This window comes from Rhodoferax sp. U2-2l, assembly GCF_020594515.1.
GTDB lineage: Bacteria > Pseudomonadota > Gammaproteobacteria > Burkholderiales > Burkholderiaceae_C > Rhodoferax.
In genome coordinates this window covers 24,073-44,564 of record NZ_JAJCTH010000004.1, presented here as the reverse complement: position 1 = coordinate 44,564, position 20,492 = coordinate 24,073, and the positions used below count along the sequence as shown (strand labels likewise).

General features: G+C 62.6%; 18 protein-coding genes and 1 pseudogene. 8 read left to right on the top strand and 11 right to left on the bottom strand.

The window, feature by feature from the left end:
• Nucleotides 1-49 precede the first annotated feature (49 nt).
• From LHU53_RS04775 to rsmA, 3 genes are read left to right on the top strand one after another with little or no spacing between them, the layout of a single operon-like run.
• Entirely contained in the window at nucleotides 50-2,470 is a 2,421-nt protein-coding gene (locus tag LHU53_RS04775) for an LPS-assembly protein LptD (protein WP_370632223.1), read from the top strand.
• Nucleotides 2,471-2,476: 6 nt separating this feature from the next.
• Nucleotides 2,477-3,832: a peptidylprolyl isomerase gene (locus LHU53_RS04770; RefSeq protein ID WP_227330943.1), complete on the top strand. Its 1,356-nt coding sequence runs from the start codon at nucleotides 2,477-2,479 to the stop codon at nucleotides 3,830-3,832.
• Between the two features lie 31 nt (nucleotides 3,833-3,863).
• Nucleotides 3,864-4,631 (top strand): 16S rRNA (adenine(1518)-N(6)/adenine(1519)-N(6))-dimethyltransferase RsmA, encoded by a 768-nt coding sequence (gene rsmA / locus LHU53_RS04765; protein WP_227330942.1) that lies wholly within the window; start codon nucleotides 3,864-3,866, stop codon nucleotides 4,629-4,631.
• Nucleotides 4,632-4,885: 254 nt separating this feature from the next.
• On the opposite strand, the gene LHU53_RS04760 is transcribed toward rsmA, so the two are convergent.
• The 3 genes from LHU53_RS04760 to LHU53_RS04750 all read right to left on the bottom strand — a co-directional run bounded on the left by LHU53_RS04760 (nucleotide 4,886) and on the right by LHU53_RS04750 (nucleotide 8,227).
• Complete coding sequence (locus LHU53_RS04760) at nucleotides 4,886-5,335, bottom strand: barstar family protein (protein WP_227330941.1); 450 nt, start codon at nucleotides 5,333-5,335, stop codon at nucleotides 4,886-4,888.
• A 33-nt stretch (nucleotides 5,336-5,368) separates the two neighbouring features.
• On the bottom strand, nucleotides 5,369-5,761 hold the full coding sequence (locus LHU53_RS04755; protein WP_227330940.1) for a ribonuclease domain-containing protein: 393 nt from the start codon (nucleotides 5,759-5,761) through the stop codon (nucleotides 5,369-5,371).
• A gap of 162 nt (nucleotides 5,762-5,923) precedes the next feature.
• On the bottom strand, nucleotides 5,924-8,227 hold the full coding sequence (locus LHU53_RS04750) for an NADP-dependent malic enzyme (RefSeq protein ID WP_227330939.1): 2,304 nt from the start codon (nucleotides 8,225-8,227) through the stop codon (nucleotides 5,924-5,926).
• 297 nt (nucleotides 8,228-8,524) lie between these two features.
• On the opposite strand from LHU53_RS04750, the gene pip reads away from it, so the two are divergent.
• Complete coding sequence (gene pip / locus LHU53_RS04745) at nucleotides 8,525-9,505, top strand: prolyl aminopeptidase (RefSeq protein ID WP_227330938.1); 981 nt, start codon at nucleotides 8,525-8,527, stop codon at nucleotides 9,503-9,505.
• Nucleotides 9,506-9,544: 39 nt separating this feature from the next.
• Here the strand turns inward: pip and LHU53_RS04740 are convergent, their stop codons facing one another.
• The 5 genes from LHU53_RS04740 to LHU53_RS04720 all read right to left on the bottom strand — a co-directional run bounded on the left by LHU53_RS04740 (nucleotide 9,545) and on the right by LHU53_RS04720 (nucleotide 14,777).
• Nucleotides 9,545-10,012 carry a hypothetical protein gene (locus tag LHU53_RS04740; RefSeq protein ID WP_227330937.1) on the bottom strand — a complete coding sequence of 156 codons (468 nt, stop codon included), beginning with the start codon at nucleotides 10,010-10,012 and terminating at the stop codon, nucleotides 9,545-9,547.
• Between the two features lie 114 nt (nucleotides 10,013-10,126).
• On the bottom strand, nucleotides 10,127-11,500 hold the full coding sequence (locus tag LHU53_RS04735) for a glutamine synthetase family protein (RefSeq protein WP_227330936.1): 1,374 nt from the start codon (nucleotides 11,498-11,500) through the stop codon (nucleotides 10,127-10,129).
• Between the two features lie 71 nt (nucleotides 11,501-11,571).
• The gene (locus LHU53_RS04730; RefSeq protein ID WP_227330935.1) at nucleotides 11,572-12,960 is read right to left on the bottom strand and encodes an aminopeptidase P N-terminal domain-containing protein; all 1,389 of its coding nucleotides are present in this window, start codon (nucleotides 12,958-12,960) and stop codon (nucleotides 11,572-11,574) included.
• A 110-nt stretch (nucleotides 12,961-13,070) separates the two neighbouring features.
• A complete protein-coding gene (locus LHU53_RS04725) occupies nucleotides 13,071-13,898 on the bottom strand; it encodes a nucleotidyltransferase family protein (protein WP_227330934.1) in 828 nt (275 codons plus the stop codon).
• Between the two features lie 66 nt (nucleotides 13,899-13,964).
• Nucleotides 13,965-14,777 carry a DUF2189 domain-containing protein gene (locus LHU53_RS04720; protein WP_227330933.1) on the bottom strand — a complete coding sequence of 271 codons (813 nt, stop codon included), beginning with the start codon at nucleotides 14,775-14,777 and terminating at the stop codon, nucleotides 13,965-13,967.
• Between the two features lie 193 nt (nucleotides 14,778-14,970).
• On the opposite strand from LHU53_RS04720, the pseudogene LHU53_RS04715 reads away from it, so the two are divergent.
• Nucleotides 14,971-15,995, top strand: a pseudogene (locus LHU53_RS04715) (SPFH domain-containing protein).
• 81 nt (nucleotides 15,996-16,076) lie between these two features.
• Here the strand turns inward: LHU53_RS04715 and LHU53_RS04710 are convergent.
• Nucleotides 16,077-16,571, bottom strand: coding sequence for a CIA30 family protein (locus LHU53_RS04710; RefSeq protein WP_227330932.1), 495 nt, complete (start codon nucleotides 16,569-16,571; stop codon nucleotides 16,077-16,079).
• A gap of 57 nt (nucleotides 16,572-16,628) precedes the next feature.
• Here LHU53_RS04710 and greB point away from each other — a divergent pair, with 57 nt between their 5' ends.
• A complete protein-coding gene (gene greB / locus LHU53_RS04705; RefSeq protein ID WP_227330931.1) occupies nucleotides 16,629-17,189 on the top strand; it encodes a transcription elongation factor GreB in 561 nt (186 codons plus the stop codon).
• Nucleotides 17,190-17,306: 117 nt separating this feature from the next.
• Here the strand turns inward: greB and LHU53_RS04700 are convergent, their stop codons facing one another.
• On the bottom strand, nucleotides 17,307-17,960 hold the full coding sequence (locus LHU53_RS04700; RefSeq protein WP_227330930.1) for a hypothetical protein: 654 nt from the start codon (nucleotides 17,958-17,960) through the stop codon (nucleotides 17,307-17,309).
• 75 nt (nucleotides 17,961-18,035) lie between these two features.
• Nucleotides 18,036-18,266 (bottom strand): hypothetical protein, encoded by a 231-nt coding sequence (locus tag LHU53_RS04695; RefSeq protein WP_227330929.1) that lies wholly within the window; start codon nucleotides 18,264-18,266, stop codon nucleotides 18,036-18,038.
• Between the two features lie 186 nt (nucleotides 18,267-18,452).
• On the opposite strand from LHU53_RS04695, the gene LHU53_RS04690 reads away from it, so the two are divergent.
• Together LHU53_RS04690 and LHU53_RS04685 are read left to right on the top strand one after the other, a co-directional pair.
• Nucleotides 18,453-19,331: a hypothetical protein gene (locus LHU53_RS04690; RefSeq protein ID WP_227330928.1), complete on the top strand. Its 879-nt coding sequence runs from the start codon at nucleotides 18,453-18,455 to the stop codon at nucleotides 19,329-19,331.
• 270 nt (nucleotides 19,332-19,601) lie between these two features.
• Nucleotides 19,602-20,453 (top strand): PEP-CTERM sorting domain-containing protein, encoded by an 852-nt coding sequence (locus tag LHU53_RS04685; protein ID WP_227330927.1) that lies wholly within the window; start codon nucleotides 19,602-19,604, stop codon nucleotides 20,451-20,453.
• Nucleotides 20,454-20,492 lie beyond the last annotated feature (39 nt).

Genomic DNA, 20,492 nt, shown 5'->3' with positions numbered 1-20,492 from the left:
TTTAGCCTGCCCACCACCCTGCTTTGATGGCCCACCTTGCCTGCGTTCCATGGTTTTCTTGAAGCTTGACCTTCTGGTTGGGGCGGTGCCTGTCCGGTGGCCGGGGCTGCGCCTGACGTTGACGTCGGGTCTGCTGGCGCCCGCGCTGGCCTTGGCGCAGGGGGCGGCAACGCCGGAGCTGCTGCAGTTGCGCAACAGCCAGATGCTGGAGGAATCCATCAGCCCGCTCACCCGCAGTGTGCTGCCCATTTTTGTCTCGGGTGACACCATCACCGGCCGCACCGACCTGGAAACCGTGGTGCAGGGCCACGCCATGTTGCGCAAGGGTGACATGGTGGTTCGCGCCAACCGGCTCGAGTACAACCAGTCCACCGACCTCGCCCGTGCCACCGGCCAGGTGCGGGTGAACCGCGCGGGCAACGTCTATGAAGGCCCGCTGCTGGAGCTGCGGGTGGATGCGTTTGAAGGTTTTTTCAACCAGCCCACCTACCATTTCCTGAAAAACGATGCCCATGGCCAGGCCGACCGGGTGGATTTTCTGGACGAGCAGCGCGCCGTCATCCACAACGCCACCTTCACCACCTGCAAGCGCCAGGGCGGCCCGGACTGGATGCCCGCCTGGATTTTGAAAGCCACCCAGCTCAGCATGGACAATGCCGAAGACGTCGGCACCGCCGAGGGCGCCTTGCTCAGCTTCCAGGGCGTGCCGCTGCTGCCGATTCCGTACCTCAGCTTCCCACTCAGCGGGCAGCGCAAGTCCGGCGTGCTGCCACCCACCCTGGGGCTGGACAACGTCAATGGGGTTGAAGTGGCGGTGCCCTATTACTGGAACATCGCGCCCAACCGGGATGCCACCTTCACCCCCACGCTGATGAGCAAACGCGGGCTGAACCTGGGCGCCGAGTTCCGCTACCTGGAGCCTGATTACTCGGGCACCACACAGTTGGATTGGATGTCGTCCGACAAATTGCGCGACGCCGATCGCTGGAGCGTGAATGCCACCCATCAAGGCAGCATCGACAGCGGCTGGACCGACAACGGCTTCGCCCTGAACCTGAGCCTGAACCGCGTCAGTGACGACAACTACTGGCGCGATTTCTCCCGCGCTGGCGGATCGGTCACACAGCTGTCCGCGACCGACACCGCGTTGTTTGCTGCCAACACCCTGCTCACCCAGCGCCTGCTGGCCAACGATGCCCAGCTGTCCTGGACCAATGGCCCGTTCAGCAGCATGGTGCGCACGCTCAAGTGGCAAACCCTGCAAGACCCGACCGCGCCGATCGTGCCACCCTATGACCGCATGCCGCAAATTGCCACGCGTTACGCCAGCACCTCCGAGGCGGGACTGAACCTGTCGGCCGATGTGGACTACACCCAGTTTCATTCGGATAGCGCACTGACCAATCAGGTCAATGGCCAGCGGATGTTTTCCATGCTGCAGGCGAGCCGCACCTGGCGTGCGCCCGAGGGCTTCATCACCCCCAAGTTGCAGCTGCACGCCACCCAGTACCAGTTTGATGCGCCGTTGCGCAACGGTGCCACCCAAGTCAGCCGTGTGGTGCCCACCTTCAGCCTGGACGGTGGCCTGGTGTTTGAACGCGACACCCAGTTTTTTGGCCGCAATCTGAGCCAGACGCTGGAACCCCGCGCGTTTTACGTGCACACACCCTACCGCGACCAGAACTCGCTGCCCAATTACGACTCGGGCGCCAACGATTTCAACATCTCCACCGTCTACACCGAAAACGCCTTCGTTGGCCATGACCGCATCTCCGACAGCCACTTGGTCACCCTGGGTGTGACCAGCCGCCTGCTGGACCCCGACACCGGCGCCGAAGCCGCGCGTTTTGGTGTCGCCCAGCGGGTGCTGTTTGACGACCAGCGGGTGACCCTGCCTGGTGGTGCTCCGTTAACCGACCGCATCAGCGACGTGTTGCTGGGCGGCTCGGTCAACTGGCATCCGCAATGGAACGTCAACGGCACTGTCCAGTACAACCCCGACATTTCGCGCACGGTGCGCTCCACGCTGGGCGCCAGTTACCGGCCAGGCAGCTACCGCACCGTGACGGCGGCCTACCGTTTCCAGCGAGACAGCAGCGAGCAGATCGACCTGGGCTGGCAATGGCCACTGAGCGACCTGTGGCGGGGTCGCAGCCAAGACGCCATGGACCCGGGCGCGGGCCGCTGGTACAGCGTCGGGCGCCTGAACTACAGCCTCAACGAGGCCCAGATGGTCAACACCGTGCTGGGCTTTGAATACGACGCGGGCTGCTGGCTGGGGCGCATTGTGCTGGAGCGCGTGCAAACCAGCACCGCCAGCGCCACCCAAAGCATCATGTTCCAGCTGGAGCTGGTCGGCTTCTCGCGCCTGGGGGTGAACCCGCTCAAGACCCTCAGAGACAATGTTCCCGGCTACCAGATCTTGCGTCCGCCTGCGGAAGATCCCAGCCGTTTCAGTAATTACGATTGACCCACCATGACCCATCGCCTGAGAACTTTCACCATGACCGTGCTGGCGCTCGCTGCCAGCTGGCAAGTCCATGCGCAGGGTTTGCGCGTGCCCGCCGCGCCGGTGTTGGCGCCGCCGGTCGCACCTGCATCGACGCAGGCCGACTACATCGTGGCGGTGGTGAACTCGGAGCCGGTCACCAACATGGAGGTGCGGCGTGAGGCGCAACGCGAGTACCAGCAACTGGTGCAGCAGCGCCGCGCGCCGCCCGACGCCCGGGAGCTGCTGCCCGCGGTGCTGGAGGGCCTGATCAACCGCAAGGCCCAGTTGCAATTGGCGCGCGACACCGGTTTGCGGGTGGAAGAGTCCGCCATCGACCAGGCCGAACAAACCATTGCGGTGCAAAACCAGTTTGACGTGGCCGAGCTGCGGCGGCGCGTCGTGCGCGATGGCATGTCGGTGAGCCAGTTTCGCGCCCAGTTGAGTGACCAGATCCTGTTGCAGCGCCTGCGTGAGCGCGATGTCGAAGGCCGGGTGCGGGTGAGTGAGCAGGACATTGACCAATTTTTGCGGGAACAACAAGCCCTGGATACCACCGGTGACACCCAGATCAACCTGGCACAGATTCTGGTGGCCGTGCCTGAAAGTGCCTCCGAGCAGCAGGTGGACGCGCTCAAGCTGCGCGCCCAGCGCGCGCTGGAACGCGCCCGCAAAGGGGATGACTTTGCCGCGCTGGTGCGTGAGTTTTCGGATGCCACCGATCTGGGCAGCGGCGGCCAGCTGGGCCTGCGCAGCACCACCCGTTACCCGGAGCTGTTTGTGCAGGCCACCACGGCGCTGTCGGTCGGTGACGTGGCTGAACTGGTGCGCTCGCCGGCCGGTTTTCACATCTTGAAAGTGGTGGAGAAAGTTCGCCCTGGCCTGCCCACCCTGGCGGTCACGCAAAGCCGCGCCCGGCATATTTTGCTGGTGCCCGGTGCGAAGCTCAGCGAAGCCGAGGCCCGGCGCAAGTTGACCGAGTTCAAAAAGCAGGTGGTGGCCAACCAGGCGGACTTTGCCACCCTGGCCCGCGACAACTCGCAAGACGGGAGCGCCGCGCAAGGGGGTGACCTGGGCTGGGCCAGCCCGGGCATGTTTGTGCCTGAGTTCGAGGCCACCATGAACCGCCTCGCACCCGGCGAGGTGAGTGACCCGCTGCTGTCGCGTTTTGGTCTGCACCTGATCCAATTGCTGGAGCGCCGCAAGGCCAGCCTGACACCCGAGCAGCAGCGAGAGGCGGTGCGTGCCATGCTGCGCGAGAAAAAACTCGACGAGGCCTACCTGACCTGGGCGCAGGACGTGCGCGCCCGCGCCTATGTCGAACTGCGAGAACCGCCGCTTTGAAGCCTGACCCGGCGCCGCGGCCCCATCACCTATGAAACACATTGCGCGCAAGCGGTTTGGTCAGCATTTCCTGACTGACGGCGGCATCATCGATGCCATCGTGGAGGCGATCAACCCGAAACCCGGCCAGGCCATGGTCGAGATCGGGCCCGGCCTGGCGGCGCTGACGCAGCCGCTGGTGGAGCGGCTCGGCACCCTCACGGTGATTGAGCTGGACCGTGACCTGGCCCAGCGCCTGCGCGCCCACGGCCAGCTCAAGGTGATCGAATCCGATGTGCTCAAAGTGGACTTTGCGGAGGTGGCGCAAGGGCTGTCTGCTTCAAAAATCAGAGTGGTCGGCAACCTGCCTTACAACATCTCCACGCCGATCCTGTTTCATCTGCTGCAGCATGTCGCGGTCATTGAAGACCAGCATTTCATGCTGCAAAAAGAGGTGATCGACCGCATGGTGGCGCGCCCGGCCACGGCGGCTTATGGGCGCCTGAGCGTCATGCTGCAGTGGCGCTACGCCATGGAGAACGTGTTGCTGGTGCCGCCAGAGAGTTTCGAGCCACCCCCGCGTGTCGACAGCGCCGTGGTGCGCATGGTGCCGCGTGACAACCCGGCGGCAGTGAACGTGGACCTGCTCAGTGAGTTGGTGCAAGTAGCGTTCAGCCAGCGCCGCAAACTGCTGCGCCATACCTTGGGCCAATGGCTGCAAGGCAAGAACTATGCGGGCGAGTTCAATGTGCAGCGCCGCGCCGAAGAGGTGCCGGTGGACGAGTACATCGCCCTGGCGCTGTCAGTCGGTCAACGTTGAGACGAAAAAAAGCCCGCAGCGGCGGGCTTTTTTGGGAGAGGACGCGCCTGCACCTTAGCTGGCCATCCAATACCCGGCGTTGAAAGGGCTGCTCATGCGCAACGCCTGGGGCGAAATGTCCAACAACTTGTCAGTGGGCATCTTCTCGCCGGTTTCGGTGTGAACTTCAATGGCCTCTCCACCCGGGAGGGCGGCGCCGTTGTTGCTGTTAGCCTCGTTGGCCCGGTCTGCTTGGCTAGTGTGTGCAGAACGGGCTACAGAAAAGAATAGAAGCACCTGAAGGGTATCTTTCGGTCCCCCCAATAGTCAGCGGTGTCGCGGAAGATGTCCAGCAGTTGCTCGCGCGCTTCCTTGTCAAACTTGGCGTTGGCAGGAATGTGCTCCAGCACCGCGATGAAGCCGGGCTGCGGGCCCGACTTGTGCACCGGGTCGGTCATACTGTCGTACAAAGAGTCAAAATTCTTTCCAACTTGAACGGTCAGCATGAACTGCTGGCTGATCAGGTCCAGCACATCCTGTTTGCTTTGGGCGCTGGCCAGGTTGGCGTACAGAAAATGATGGCCTAATCCCTGCGCTGCGGCCTGGAGGTCCGGCACACGAAACGCCCGGATCGACTGGACAATGTTGGGACGCACACCTCGCAGGGGCACATCGGCTAGCGCGGCCGATGGCTTGAGGGCTGCCTGGTCAAGTAACATATTCATCTTCTCTCTTCTGTTCAAAGTAACAATTCAGCTTCACGGCACGATCTTGCGAAAACTCGCATAGTGGTCGGCGGTGTAGTAACAAACGTCGGGCTTGGTAGGCGGCCCGCCGCACACAATTCGCCGGGTTCCCCGGTGTCTCAGACCTGGGGTCGGGACGGTGTATTCCCGATAAAACCCCCGCTTGTAAAGTGGCAGCAACCGCTCCCGATTGCCGAACACCGTGCCATCTTTTTCACTTGCAAACGGACCGCCCTGATGGATCAGGGCGTAGATTCGTTCACCCTGTCGGGGCAATTCAGTCACCCGGATGGTGGCCTGGATATCGGTCGGCGCGGGTGCCCTGGCTTGCGCCGGGCTGATCGCCAATACCGCGGTTAAAAATAAGCCAGTGAGCACCAACTTAAAGTTTTTAAATCGCGACATGTACTGGCTTTCCTTCTCAACCCCCGGGTAAACCCGAATCTGTAAGGACGCGAGTGTCCGCGATTTGCAAGAAAAATGCAAGCTATTGCTCAAACAATAGGCAACAGCCGTGTGGGATTGAGGCGCCGTTCAGGTGCTCAACCCACTTTTGTGCTCCAGTCGCTAACGGACGACGTTGGCGTCCGCCACGGTCAGCGCGGTCATGTTGACGATGCGCCGCACGGTGGTGCTGGGGGTCAACACATGCACCGGTTTGGCGGCACCCAGCAACACGGGCCCAATGGCGATGTTGCCACCCGCGGCGGTTTTCAGCAGGTTGTAGGAGATATTGGCGGCGTCCAGATTGGGCAACACCAGCAGGTTGGCATCACCTGTCAATGTGCTGTTGGGCATCAAGGACGCACGCGACTTGCCGTCCAGGGCCAGATCACCATGCATTTCACCGTCCACATCGAGCCACGGGGTGTTGGCGCGCAACAAATCCAGTGTGTCACGCATTTTGACGGCCGTGGGCTGGTTGCTGCTCCCAAAATTAGAGTGCGACAACAAGGCTGCTTTAGGGGTGATGCCAAAACGCTTCATTTCCTCGGCCGCCATGGTGGTGATTTCAGCCAGTTGGGCCGCGCTGGGGTCGTAGTTGATGTGGGTGTCGACCAGAAAGATCTGGCGGTCTGGCAGCAGCAGGCCGTTCATGCAGGCGTAGGTGTTCACGCCAACACGTTTGCCCAGCACCTGGTCAATGAACTGCAGATGCAAGGACAAACTGCCCCAGGTGCCGCAAATCATGCCGTCCACGTCGCCTTTGTGTAACAACATGCACGCAATCAGGCTCAAACGGCGGCGCATGTCGATCTTGGCCATCTGTTCGGTCACCCCCTTGCGCTCGGTCATGCGGTGGTAGGTTTGCCAGAAATCACGGTAACGGTGGTCTCTTTCCACATTGACCACGGCGTAATCAGTTCCTTCACGCAGGCGCAGGCCAAATTTCTCGATGCGCTGTGCAATCATGGCCGGGCGACCGATCAGGGTCGGCAGCGCCAGGCCTTCGTCCACCACGATCTGGCAGGCCCGCAGCACGCGTTCGTCCTCGCCCTCGGAATAGACCACACGTTTTTTGAGGCCCTTTTTGGCGGCGGTGAAGATGGGTTTCATCACCGTGCCCGAGGCATACACAAAACTTTGCAGCTGCTGGCGGTAGGCCGCCATGTCCTGGATCGGGCGCGTGGCCACGCCGCTGTCAAACGCCGCCTGGGCGACTGCCGGGGCGATTTTCATCATCAACCGGTGGTCAAACGGTTTGGGAATCAGGTATTCGGGGCCAAAAGCGAGCTTTTCGCCGGCATAAGCGGCGGCCACCACCTCACTTTGCTCGGCCTGCGCGAGTTCGGCAATCGCGTGTACCGCCGCAATTTCCATCTCGATGGTGATGGTGGAGGCACCCGCATCGAGTGTGCCGCGGAAGATGTACGGGAAACACAGGACGTTGTTGACCTGGTTGGGGTAATCGGAGCGGCCGGTGGCGATGATGGCGTCATCCCGCACCGCTTTCACCTCTTCGGGCAGGATTTCGGGCGTTGGGTTGGCCAGCGCAAACACCAGCGGGCGTGCCGCCATCTTGCGCACCATGTCGGCTTTGAGCACGCCGCCAGCGGACAAGCCCAGAAACACATCGGCGCCTTCAATCACCTCACCCAAGGTGCGGGCCGCTGTGTTTTGTGCAAAAAAGGCCTTGTCGTCGTCCATCAGCTCGGTGCGGCCTTGATACACCACACCCGCCAAGTCGGTGACATAGATGTTCTCACGCGCAATACCCAACTTGACCAGCAGCCCCAGACAGGCCAGTGCGGCGGCACCTGCGCCTGAGGTGACCAGTTTGACCTGCGCCGGGTCTTTGCCCGCCACTTTGAGTCCGTTCAGAATCGCCGCACCAACGCAGATCGCGGTGCCGTGCTGGTCATCGTGGAACACCGGGATCTTCATACGCTCGCGCAGCTTGCGCTCGACATAGAAGCAGTCGGGCGCCTTGATGTCTTCCAGATTGATGCCTCCAAAAGTCGGCTCCAGCGACGCGATGATGTCGACCAGCTTGTCGAGGTCGTGTTTTTCGTTGATTTCGATGTCAAACACGTCGATGCCAGCGAACTTCTTGAACAGCACGCCCTTGCCTTCCATCACCGGCTTGGCCGCCAGCGGGCCAATGTCACCCAGACCCAGCACCGCCGTGCCATTGGTGATCACCGCCACCAGGTTGCCGCGGCTGGTGTACTTAAAAACGTTGTTGGGGTCCTTGACGATTTCTTCGCAGGGTGCGGCCACGCCGGGGGAATAGGCCAGCGCCAGGTCGTGCTGGTTGGTGAGCTGTTTGGTGGCAGCGATGGCGATCTTGCCGGGCGTGGGCAACTGGTGGTAGTCAAGCGCAGCACGGCGCAGTTGGACACGCTTTTCTTCGGGCGAGTTGTGGGGCATGCAGATCTCCGTCGGCCATCACGCGGCTTGGAGCGGCACGCTTGATGAGGTGAAAGGGCACAAATTGTAGGCCCGCGCGTCCATGGTCCCGAGGCCACCCCACCGGTCACGCAAGTGCATCCGTCTGCAACACGGATGGGCGGTGTGATCGGTCGTTGGCCCACCGGGCGAGGGCTTGCCACACCCTGTCCGCTGTAACAGCGGTGTTTCATTTTTTTGGCGAAGTCCACGACAATCGGGGCAAGTGTTGGATTCCCAACAGACAACCTCACTTTTCAAACCAACCAGACACACCAAGTGCGCGATAACAAGATTGACTCCTACGTTCCCAGTGGCATCTTCCCGCCCCTGAAGCCCTACCGCAGTGGTCGGCTGGAGGTGGACGACTTGCACACGCTGTATTGGGAAGAAAGCGGCAACCCGCAGGGTGTGCCGGTGCTGTTTTTGCATGGTGGCCCGGGGGCTGGCACGGCACCCAGCCACCGCCAGTTTTTTGACCCGTCCCACTACCGCATCGTGTTGTTTGACCAGCGCGGTTCGGGCCAATCCACCCCACTGGGTGAAGCGCGTCAGAACAGCACCCAGCTGCTGATTGACGACATCGAGCGCCTGCGCGAGATGATGGGCATTGAAGACTGGCTTATTTTTGGCGGCTCCTGGGGTTCCACGCTGGCCTTGGCTTACGGGCAGGCGCACCCGCAGCGCTGCACCGGGTTCATTTTGCGCGGCATTTTTTTGGGCACACAGGCCGAGATCGACTGGTTTCTACAGGGCATGCCGCTGTTTTTCCCGGACGAACATGCCAAGTTTGTCAGCCAGATCCCCGAGGAAGAGCGCGGCGACCTGCTGGAGGCTTACATGAAACGCCTGTTTGGTGACGATCCGGTGGTGAGCTTGCGTGCAGCACAAGCCTGGAGCCGTTACGAAGCCAATTGCCTGCATTTGCTGCCTCGCCCGGAAGTGGCCAGAATGTTCAGCACGGCGTGTGTCGCGCTGGGCGTCGGGCGCCTGGGGGCCCATTACTTTAGTAACAAAATGTTTTTGTCAGAAGGCCAGTTGATCGACGGCATGGCGCGCATTGCGCATCTGCCGGCGGTCATCATCCAGGGCCGCTACGACGTGGTGTGCCCACCCCGCACGGCCTGGCAATTGCGCCAAGCCTGGCCAAATGCCAGTTACCAGATTGTCGATGACGCCGGGCACGCCGCATCGGAGCCCGGCATTGCCAGCGCCTTGGTGGCAGCCACCGAGCGTTTCAAGCTCACCGGCACGCTGTAGCCGGCAGCACCGCCAGCCGCGGTGCCAGCGACCCGCTGATCAGTTGTTGCCGCGATTCTCTTTGTCTTTCTTGTGGCCATGGCGGCCGTTGTCACGGCGGTCATCACGGCGATCTTCCCGCTGATCTGCCCGACGTGGCGGCTCGCCACGGTATGGCGGCTCACCGTAGTAACGCGGCGCATACACCTCACGGTACCAGCTGTCCTGCACGAAGTACACCGGCTGGCCGCAGGCGCTGTATTTGCGGCAATGTTTGGCCCAGTTTTTTTCGTGCCCCGGCGGCACCCGCAGGTAAATCGGTTGGCGCATGACCGGCATCGCCCGATGTTCAATGATCACCGGCTGGGTGTAAATCAACACGGGTTGCGGTGCCCGGCCAATGTCGATGCGGCCATAAAACCCAGGTTGGGAGATGTTGACAGAGACGCCCACATCCGTTGCCGCGGCGGTGCTGGACAGCACGGCGACGGTCAAAAAGGTGGCCAACGAGCGTGTTAGTGTGTTCATGCGCGCATTCTAGGGTGGGGGTTGGGGCCGCTTGTAAGTAGACGTAACGTCTCAACACGCTGGCTGAATCAGCCTGGCATGAAGCACAAATTCCCCCAAAGTGCCCAGCCGTGGTTACACCTGTGGCAGCAAAAAGCGCCGCTCCCAGGCGCTGACTTCATTCAGGTAATGGTTGTTCTCCATGGCTTTGACGGCGCAATACCCGGTCACAAAGTCATCACCAAACACCTGTCTGGCAAGTGTGCTGTGCTGCATGTTTGCCAGGGCAAGTTCCAGGTTGCGCGGCAGGCCATGGGCCTCGTCGTAGCCGTTGCTGGCCAACGGTCTGGAGGGCTGCAATTGTTCGCGGATGCCCGCCAACCCGGCCGCCAGCGTGGCGGCGATGGCCAGGTACGGGTTGGCATCGGCCCCGGCGATGCGGTTTTCCACCCGCCGCGCCGCTGGGTGGCTGGCCGGAATGCGCAGACCGGTCGTGCGGTTGTCATACCCCCAGGCCATGTTGGTGGGCGCCTGGCTGCCCGCCACGTAGCGCCGGAACGAATTCACGTTGGGCGCCAACATCAGCATCAGTTCCGGGCCATAGGTTTGCAGTCCGGCGATGAACTGGCCAAACAAGGGGCTCTCGGCGCCATCGGGCAGGCTGAACACGTTGGCACCGTGCGCATCCACCAGACTGGTGTGCAAATGCATCGAACTGCCCGCGCTGCCCGCGATGGGTTTGGCCATGAAGACGGCGTTCAGGCCATGTTTCAGGGCGATTTCGCGTGCGGCGTACTTGAATAGAAACGCCTGGTCGGCCACCGCGACCGCGTTGCCGTGCATCAGGTTGATCTCGTACTGCGTCGGGCCGACCTCATGGATCCAGGTGTCGGCGTCGATGTGCAGGGTGACCAGCGCGGCGCGGAACTCGTCCCAGAAGGGGGCCAGCTCGTTGAGCATGTTCAGGCTGAAGGCGCTTTGGCCCACCTCGGTCCGGCCACCGCGCACGGTGGGTGGCGCCAGCGGCTGTGCCGGGTCGGCGTTGGCAGCGGTCAGGTAAAACTCGATCTCTGGCGCCACCACGGGCGTCAAGCCCAGCGCGGTGTAGTCGGCCAGCACACGTTGAAGGGTGCTGCGCGGCGCAAAGGTGCACAGCTCACCGCTCAGTTCCACACAGTCATGCACGACCACGGCGCGCGGCTGGCTGGCCCAGGGTGCCAGCGTGAGGGTGGCGTAGTCGGGCACCAGGCGCACGTCGGGGTCACTGTCGGGGAACACCGGGTTGTACGAATACTCGCCAGTCACCGCCTGCATCGGAATTGCCTGGCAGATGCGCAGCTCGGCCCCTTCGGCAAACCGCCCGGCAGGCATCAGCTTGCCACGCGGGAAGCCGGAGATATCGGCAAAGATGCACTCCACATCGGTCACACCATGCTGGGTGAAAAACGCGTTGATTTGCTCGGGTGTTGGCCGCTGGGCAGGGGTGCCGTGGGGTGCAGACTGTGACATGGTAGGGATGGGCTTGGTAGGGAAACGCCGCCCCGGGTGGCTAAACCGTGGCGGTGCGGCTGGCCGGGTGCTTATCGCATCAGCGCTTCAATCTCGGCCACGCTCACCGGCACACCGCGCGTGATCAGCTCACAGCCGGTGTTGGTCACGATGGCGTCGTCTTCGATGCGGATGCCGATGTTGTGAAAGTGCTCGGGCACGCCGGGCGCCGGGCGCACGTAGATGCCCGGCTCAATCGTCAACACCATGCCGCTGCGCAAGATGCGCGCCGGGCGGTTCTTGATGACTTCACCAGTGAGTGCGTCTTTGCGTTCGCTGGTCTGACCGATCTCGCTGGGTTCGGTGTAGGCGCCGCAGTCGTGCACGTCCATGCCCAGCCAGTGGCCGGTGCGGTGCATGTAGAAGGGGAAGTAGGCGCGTTTTTCGATCACATCGTCCAGCGTGCCGACGGTGTTTTTGTCGAGCAGACCCACGTCCAGCATGCCCTGCGCGAGCACCTTGACGGTGGCGTCGTGCGGGTCGGTGAAGCGGGCACCGGCCTTGGTGGCGGCAATGGCGGCTTCTTGGGACGCCAGTACCAATTCGTACAGGGTTTTTTGCGGGCCGGTGAATTGGCCGTTGGCCGGGAAGGTGCGAGTGATGTCTGACGCATAACCGTCCAGCTCGCAACCCGCGTCGATCAGCACCAGGTCACCACTCTGCACCAGGCCCGCGTCGGCGCGGTAGTGCAGCACGCAGGCATTGGCCCCGGCGGCGACGATGGAGCCATAGGCCGGGTATTGCGAGCCGTGGCGGCGGAATTCGTGCAGCAGCTCGGCGTCCAGGTGGTATTCGCGCACCTCCTGCCCGGCGCGCAGCATGCGGGCGCTCAACTGCATCGCGCGCACGTGGGCCCCTGCGCTGATCTGCGCGGCGCGGCGCATCACGTCCTGCTCAAACGCGTCCTTGATCAGGCGCATTTCATCCAGCGGGCCACACAGGTCACGCTGCTGCTGCGGGCACAAGGTGCCGTAACGCACCCGCGCGCGCAGTGTGCCCAGCCAGCCGTCCACACGTGACTCCAGACCGGCGTGGGTGGCAAACGGGTACCAGACGGAGTCTTTGCCGTCCAGCAAGGCGGGCAACTGTTTGTCCAGTTCGGCTATGGAAAACGCGGCATCGACACCCAGGGCCGTCAGCGCCGCCTCAGGGCCCAGGCGGTACCCGTCCCAGATCTCGCGTTCCAGGTCTTTGGGCTGGCAAAAGAGGGTGGTTTTGCCGTCGCCGGTGATCACCAGCCAGGCCTTGGGCTCGGTGAAGCCGCTCAGGTAATAAAAATAACTGTCGTGGCGGAACAGGAAGTCGCTGTCACGGTTGCGTTGCTGCTCGGGCGCGGTGGGCAGGATGGCGATGCCGCCTGGGCCGATGGTTTTGGCGAGTGCGGCGCGGCGTTGGGCGTAGAGGGCAGATGGGGTACTCATGGCTGTTTGTCTGTGAATGGATGCAAGCGTGTTGGCCTGGATGCAGAGGATGTTCAAAAGCCAGCATTGTGCTGCTGACCGCCCCTGCGCAAGGCGCAGCGGGTTGATTTTCAGGCATGGAGCTGCGCCAGCCGCTCGGGTGTACCAACATCGGTCCAGGGGCCTTCATACAGCTCGGCGCTGACCCGGCCCTGGTCCATGGCGGCGCGCAGCAGTGGCGCCAGTGCCGCTGTCAGACCTTGCGGGTTGCCGCTTGGGATGGCGCACCACGGTGGCGCAAACAGGGTGCGGTGGTACAGACCGATGGTGGAATAGGTGTAGCGCGGTTGCGGATCGTCTTTGGGCAGATTCAGCGCCAGCCCGCTCGCCGCGTCCAGGCCAAAGTCGCCGCGCGGGTTGTGCGCCGGGTTGGGCACCAGCCACAGGTGCGCGAGCTGGCCGCTGGCCACAAAACGCGCCACCGCCGCCTGGGTGAAGGTGAAACCGGGTGTGAACACATCGGCGGCCAGCACCCAGAACACGTCACCCGCACGGTCGTCCTGCGCTGGCAACAGCTGCGGCAGCGCCCGGCAAATGCCGCCCGCGGTCTCCAGCGCCGCGCCAAAGTCACGCCCTTCCATCGAATACACCAACGCCAAAGACGCCGAATGAAAGCGCTGCTCACCCTCAACCGCCAATGGCTGGGGGCCAAAACGATCCCCAAACCGCTGAACGATCACGTCCTCCAGCCAGGCGGTGTTGATAACCGCCCGCTGGCAACCGCCGCGCAGCAGCGCCTCCAGATGCCATTGCATCAGCGGTTTGCCCTGCACGCTCAATAGCGGCTTGGGGCAGGTGTCGGTGAGCGGGCGCATGCGTTCGCCCCGGCCAGCGGCCAGCAGCATGGCTGGGGCCGTGGGAACATCGTTGGGATGGGGATCAGACGTGGACAAGGACATCGGTGTAGGCAGGTGAAACAAGGCCCCAGCGTGACCACGCTCAGGCCCTGCCGAGCATAGCCCAGCTCAACTGACCGGCAGCCAGCGCACCGCGCCCCGGTACGCGTGCCAGCTGCCATGCCCCAGCAACGGCCCCACCAGCAACAGGCCCAGCGACCACGGCAAAAGCAGCGCCACCACCGTCAGCACCACGATCAGCGCGGCCCACCACAACATCACCCCGGTGTTGTTGAGCACCACCTCGATGCTGGTGATTCCGGCAGAAATTGCATCGGTATCGCGGTCCAGAATCATCGGGATCGACACCACCGAGGTGGCGAACACCAGTGTGGCAAACACGCCGCCCACCATCAGGTAGGCCATCAAGAATTCCAGGTTTTGCGGGTTCAACACCGCTTGCGCAATGCCCACTGACGACGGCATGCCGGTGGTAAAAAACACTGCAATCACCACCAGCGAGGCGCGGCCCCACAACAATTCCAGCACGATCAACACCCCCACCAGCAGGCTCAAGCTGCGCAGGTGATGCCTCCAACAGGTCAGCGAGGCCACAAAGTCGGGTGGCAGCCCCTGCTCGCGCCGGCGGCTGGCGTCGTACAGGCCCAGCGCCAGAAACGGCCCGACCAGCAGGCAGCCCGATACCAGCGTCATGGTGTATTCGGGGTTGGTCCGAAACACCGCGGTCAGTGCCAGCGCCATGGCCCAGAAGGCTGCGCCGTAAAACAGGCTGATGCCCGGCTGCGCCGCCAGGTCACGCCAGCCCAGGCGCAACCAGCGCGCTGGTGCTGACCAGGCCAGCGGCACGATCTCCTTGGGCGGCGCCTCGGACGGGGGCGGCACATAAGGCGCAGGCGGTTCTTCGGGTGGGCGGGTGCTCATCCGCGCAGCGTAGGGCGAATGGTTGGTCAGGTGGTGGCCGGGTGCAAAAGCACCGGTCAGTCCACACGTGTTTGTGGCCGCGTTGGCATGTGTCGCCAACAGAAGTGATAAGGTGGCGTGTTGCCCCCAAAGCGCCTGCCCGGGCCACAAGCGCTGTGTATCATCCCGCTGCAACAGCACCTCAGGAGCACACATGGCACTCATGGACTTCATCAGAAAACAGTTCATTGACATCATTCAGTGGACCGAAGGTGACGACGGCACCCTGGCCTGGCGCTTCCCGATGGCGGACATGGAAATCCAGAACGGCGCGAATCGCAAATGGCGCTGTTTGTCAACGAAGGCCAAGCCGCCGACGTGTTGGGCCCCGGCACCTACAAGCTCACCACCCAGACGCTGCCGGTGCTCACTTACCTGAAGAATTGGGACAAGCTGTTTGAATCGCCCTTCAAGAGCGATGTGTACTTTTTCAGCACCCGCCAGCAGGTGGATCAGAAATGGGGCACGCCGCAGCCCATCACCCTGCGTGATGCCGACTTTGGCGCGGTGCGCCTGCGCGCGTTTGGCAACTACAGTTTCCGCGTGGTTGACCCCAAGTTGTTCCACACCGAAATCTCGGGCACGCGCGAGCGTTACACCACGCAAGACATTGACGGCCAGTTGCGCGGCCTGGTGCTGCAAAACATCAGCAACGCGGTGGCCAGCAGCGGCATCGCCTTTCTGGACCTGGCGGCCAACCAGCTCAGTTTTGCCCAGGCCCTGACGCACCAACTGGCGCCCGAGTTCGAGAAGATCGGCCTCCAGCTCGAAGGCATGACGGTACAAAACGTCTCGCTGCCCGAAGAGCTGCAAATGGTGCTGGACCAGAAGATCGGCATGGGCATGGTCGGCAAGGACATGGCCCAGTTCATGCAATACCAGACGGCGCAGGCCATCCCCAAATTCGCCGAAGGTGCAGCAGGCGGCGGTGGCGGCAGCATGGCCGGCGACGCCATGGGCCTGGGCGCTGGCGTGGCCCTGGGCCAGGTACTGGCGCAGAACTTGTCCGCCGGGCTGCAGGGTCTGAGCAACCCGGCGCCGGTGGCAGCGGCGGTGGGTGTGAGACCTGAGGATGTGATGGCCACGCTGGAGAAACTCGGTGAGCTCCAAGCCAAAGGCATTCTGACGCAGGCAGAATTTGACGCCAAGAAAGCCGAGTTGCTGAAAAAACTGGTGTGAGTTTGCTGCCTGATGGCCCGCCAGAGCTGCGCAACCGTGGTGGTGCCGATCGCGTCGGCTTCGACTAACGCCGCGCGAACGTCAAAACACCGTCACCGATCGGATACCCAGCGCAAACGGACCCGCTTGCCCATGGGCAATCATCCAGCCCACCTGCCGGATGCGCTCGGGCTGCAGCCGCGGCGCACGCGGCACCAGCTGCCCGCGGTAGGTGGGGGTCATGCCTGCCACCAGCACGGTGATGTCGGTCCACACCCCCGCTGGCGGCTGAAAACTGGCCTGGTACGTCAGGCCATCCAGCGCGTCGTCGGTACGCAGGTTGAATTTGTAGCGCTTGCCATCACCCAGCACATGCAGCAGGTAACCCGCCGCACCGGCGCGGGCCAGCGCACGGGTGTTGGCGCGCACCGAGGCAAAGCCCTCGTTGTTCTGCAGCGACACGGTGCCCTCAAACACCGCCCAACCCGCCGCGTCCAGCCGAAAGCCACTGCTGGACAGGCCCCCCATCACCTGGTCGTTGATCGGTTGCCACAGCGCGCAGGCAGCTACAGTATCGAGATGGAGAACGTGGGTCATGATGCGCACATTGTGGGCGCATTCCGGGCCATCCATCAAGCAGGGCAGCAACACACCATGAGCAAGGCATTCACCAAAGAGTCTGACAACGACGATGACGACGAGCTGCAACTGCCGCCGCTGCCCGCTGGCGGCAAAAACTACATCACCCCGCACGGCTTTGCCACGCTGCGCGCCGAGCTGAAAGAACTGGTGGAGGTGGAGCGCCCGAAAATCGTTGATGCGGTGCATTGGGCCGCCAGCAACGGCGACCGCTCCGAGAACGGCGACTACCTGTACGGCAAAAAGCGCCTGCGCGAGATCGACCGGCGCATCCGCTTCCTGATCAAACGCCTGGAGATCGCCGTGGTGGCCGACCCCGCGCTGCACCATGGGCACACGCAGATCTTTTTTGGCGCCACCGTGACCTATGTGGACGACGCGGGCGTGGAGCGCAGCGTCAAGATCGTCGGCATTGACGAAGCCAACAGCGCTGCGGGTGAAGTGAGCTGGATCTCCCCCATCGCCCGCACCCTGCTCAAAGCGTTTGAAGGCGATGTGTTGAAGCTGGTCATGCCTGACCGGGTGGATGAGATTGAGGTGCTGCGGGTGAGCTACCCGGCACCTGTTGCCAACTAGCCAGGGCGGCTTGTCAAGGCCATCGGGCGGTGCCTTCACCCTGGCGGCATCGGCCAAGCGGTGCGTGAACACCTTTTTCATCGCCGCTGTTGCCCCAACGCACAGCGGTTGACGGCCTCAACGCAGCGGCCGGATGAACTCGGCCAGCACGCTGGCGGCAGCGGCGGGCACCTCTTTGAAATAGCTGTCCACGTTCAGGGAAAAACTGGCCGAGTTGTCCGTCGTGCCAAACAGAAAACCCGTCAGTGTCGGCCCGGGTTTCGGCGTGTTGCTTTCGCCAATCACCCCATCCATGAAGAGCGACGTCTTCAAGGTGATTTTGGCAATGCCGCCGTTGTGGCCCACGGACAAGCGGCTGAGTCGCTCGCCAATGCGCAGCGCGGCGGTGGTGGTGGAGCGGTCGCGTTGCCAGTTGGCAGCCATCCAGGTGTTGGTGCTGGTGACGGCCAGCGGCACAAACAGGCGCACATGCAAGGTGGCCGCGCCCAGGTCCTTTTGCACATCCTTGTCGTAATAGGCCCAGTTGGTTGTGTACAAGTTAAGTCGGCCGGCAAACGAGAGGGTCGGGTCCCCCACCGACGACCAGCCGTCCATCAGGTGGTCAAAGTCGCCGTGCAAAACCAGCGGCAAGCCTTTCGGGGTCATCATCACACTGTTGTAGCCGCCACCCTTGCCACGGCTCCAGGTGCTTTCGTCGCGCGGTGTGGGGGCGCTGAGTTCCACCATCTTCTTGAACGACGGCAACTCGGCCAGCGCTTGCGGCGCGACCACCGCCAGGCCAGCGGCTTGCGCGTTTTGAATGAACTGCTGGTAGATCGCTTCCGTCGTTTCCTGCAGGCGACCACGCTACAGCTGCGCCGTGAAGTCGATGCCGGAACTGGCGCCGCCCTTGGAGGTGGCCTCCTGCGCCACCACGTACTGCACCACGAACGATGCCACGGCGACACGTTGGATACCCGTGATGTGTTTCGCATCAATGATCTCCAAGCTCGGAGGCTCTGCCGCAGCCAGCGGTGACGCCAGCCCAGCCAGTGCCCCCAACAAAACCCAAACACAGGTGCATGGACGCAACTTCATGGTGCGGATCGTTGACAGGGTGGTGTGACAAAAAATGGTGTGAAAATTTTCCAGGTCCGCTCAAGCCCTTGGCCTTGCAGCTCCGGGCGCAGCCCGCCGGGGCGTGGGGCGGTTGACAGGCCAAGAAATCCGGGTAAACGGCCAGACTAAACTGGCACACGCATTTTTCAAAAAAACATCCACCGTATGCTGCCCAACCCCCGTTTGCATGACTTGACCGCCGAACTCCACGCCGCTGTGAGTGACCCCCAGCGCTGGCGGGCGGCCTGGCAGGCGTTGAACGAATTTGTGGGTGACGCTGATCGACCTCCTGCACGCGCGGCATCTGTCCAGCCGCCGGGCAATACCGAGTCGGCACGCTGTAGTCCGGGGGCGGACCGGCGATGCCATCCCCACGACGGCGTCTTGCGCAAGGGTGCTTACCCCGTGATACCCGTCAACGGGGCGTCTGAACACGGGCTTCACACGGTGCGTTGTTACTTGCAGGACACCTACCTCGCTGCGCTGGATGCCTTGCCGGTGGCGGCGTGGTTGTGTGATGTCAACCGGCATCTGTTGCATGCCAACGCCGCCGGGGCGGCAGAACTTAAGCATCCGCGTTGGTTCAAACTGGACGCCGGTCAGCTGTGTGCCAGTGACCGTGCACTGCAGTCGCGCTTTGTCACGGGCTTTGCGGTTTTGGTGCCCCCTGAAGTGCGCCCTGGTCCCACGGCGCAGACCGTGCTGCACTTGAATGACGATTTGGTGGAGGTGGGTTTGCGGCGCGTGGAGCAACCGGATCGCTCGCCATTTGTGCTGGTCAGCGCGGCGGCCAGGGCGCGCCCCGGCCAGGCCGTCACAGCGGGCGCATCCGGCACGTACTGGCCGGAGCGCCGCCTGCTGTCACCGCGTCAGCGCGAACTGGCCGGGCTGCTGCTCACCTTTCATAGCCTGGATGAGGCGGCCGACAAGATGGGCATCACCCGGCGCACCGCCCGCGACCACCTGGCCGCCCTGTTTCAGGCCACCGGCATGCGCCGCCAGCAAGATCTGATCAATTTTCTGCGCCAGCATTCGCCGTCTTGATGCCAGACCAGGCCCTGCACGGCCTGTGCGGTGTGCTGACTGTGGGCAGATCAGTGATCGCCCACACGGCTAAATGGCCGTGTTGCTGGCGTTGACAACAAGTGGCATGCGCTGCAAGCGCTCAGCGGATGCGTGCTGGAGATTAAATTTAACTATATGATTTATAAGGTATAAATCGGTTCAATACGTATTGGCACGTATCATGCTTTTGTGGATGTATCACCCGGCTTTGGGTGTCATAGTCCAACAATCAAGCTGATCGAAATCGCCATGAAAATCTCCAACTCAACATCACGCCTGGTAGCGCTCACTGCTGCCACTCTGGGGCTCGCCTTGCCCGCTGCTGCAGCGCCCGTAGAGATGATCACCAATGGCAGCTTCGGAACGGCGACCAGTGCATCGATGGCTTCCTGGACAACTGTTGGCACGGCCGGTGCGCGCCTGAATACCGATGCCATTAATACATCCAGCGCTGAAAACGGTGGGTTCAACGATTTCTTCGGCACACCCACCTCGACCAAAACCAAGACTTGCGGAATGGTCGTGTTTGGAAGTTGTTTGTTCCCACGTACCGAGACCGTTGTGACATCCACCAACGCCTTTGCGGTGCTGGGTGACAGAAGTGGTGTGGTGGGCGGAGAAACAGCTGGCGGCATCCATGCCATCTACCAGGAGTTCACGCTGGATACAGCGTCCGGATTCTCCGATCTCGTGGTTTCTTTTGACTGGGCACTCAATTCTCAGAATGCAAGAAGTGCCGGCGGCGACGCCCTGTTCGCTGTCTTTTCGTGGGTAGACAGTGGCTGGTCCCGGATCTCCAATGCGGCCTCTGGCATGACGGATGTGCTCACTTCCAATACGAATGAATCGTTCTCGTACGCCAATGTGGCGGACGGTTTGTACAGGATCACGTTCTCCCTGGATGAGAGCGCCACATGCTCGTCGGGCAGGAACTGCAGCAATCCCTGGAACAGCGGTGCCGGCATCGACAATGTTTCTGTCCTGGCCAATGCAGTCGCTCCAGCCGCGCAAGCCAATGACGTGCCCGAACCCGGTTCTTTGGCGCTGATGGCGCTGGGTTTGCTGGGCTTGGCAGCTGCGGCTCGTCGTCGCAAGATGTAAGCGAACCCTGCGACCGACAAAAGAAGGCCCTTCGGGGCC

Coding starts and splice junctions, on each gene's coding strand:
- LHU53_RS04775 (WP_370632223.1), top strand. CDS start 50: ATGGTTTTCTTGAAGCTTGACCTTCTGGTTGGGGCGGTGCCTGTCCGG.
- LHU53_RS04770 (WP_227330943.1), top strand. CDS start 2,477: ATGACCCATCGCCTGAGAACTTTCACCATGACCGTGCTGGCGCTCGCT.
- rsmA (WP_227330942.1), top strand. CDS start 3,864: ATGAAACACATTGCGCGCAAGCGGTTTGGTCAGCATTTCCTGACTGAC.
- LHU53_RS04760 (WP_227330941.1), bottom strand. CDS start 5,335: ATGAATATGTTACTTGACCAGGCAGCCCTCAAGCCATCGGCCGCGCTA.
- LHU53_RS04755 (WP_227330940.1), bottom strand. CDS start 5,761: ATGTCGCGATTTAAAAACTTTAAGTTGGTGCTCACTGGCTTATTTTTA.
- LHU53_RS04750 (WP_227330939.1), bottom strand. CDS start 8,227: ATGCCCCACAACTCGCCCGAAGAAAAGCGTGTCCAACTGCGCCGTGCT.
- LHU53_RS04740 (WP_227330937.1), bottom strand. CDS start 10,012: ATGAACACACTAACACGCTCGTTGGCCACCTTTTTGACCGTCGCCGTG.
- LHU53_RS04735 (WP_227330936.1), bottom strand. CDS start 11,500: ATGTCACAGTCTGCACCCCACGGCACCCCTGCCCAGCGGCCAACACCC.
- LHU53_RS04730 (WP_227330935.1), bottom strand. CDS start 12,960: ATGAGTACCCCATCTGCCCTCTACGCCCAACGCCGCGCCGCACTCGCC.
- LHU53_RS04725 (WP_227330934.1), bottom strand. CDS start 13,898: ATGTCCTTGTCCACGTCTGATCCCCATCCCAACGATGTTCCCACGGCC.
- LHU53_RS04720 (WP_227330933.1), bottom strand. CDS start 14,777: ATGAGCACCCGCCCACCCGAAGAACCGCCTGCGCCTTATGTGCCGCCC.
- LHU53_RS04710 (WP_227330932.1), bottom strand. CDS start 16,571: ATGACCCACGTTCTCCATCTCGATACTGTAGCTGCCTGCGCGCTGTGG.
- greB (WP_227330931.1), top strand. CDS start 16,629: ATGAGCAAGGCATTCACCAAAGAGTCTGACAACGACGATGACGACGAG.
- LHU53_RS04695 (WP_227330929.1), bottom strand. CDS start 18,266: ATGAAGTTGCGTCCATGCACCTGTGTTTGGGTTTTGTTGGGGGCACTG.
- LHU53_RS04690 (WP_227330928.1), top strand. CDS start 18,453: ATGCTGCCCAACCCCCGTTTGCATGACTTGACCGCCGAACTCCACGCC.
- LHU53_RS04685 (WP_227330927.1), top strand. CDS start 19,602: ATGAAAATCTCCAACTCAACATCACGCCTGGTAGCGCTCACTGCTGCC.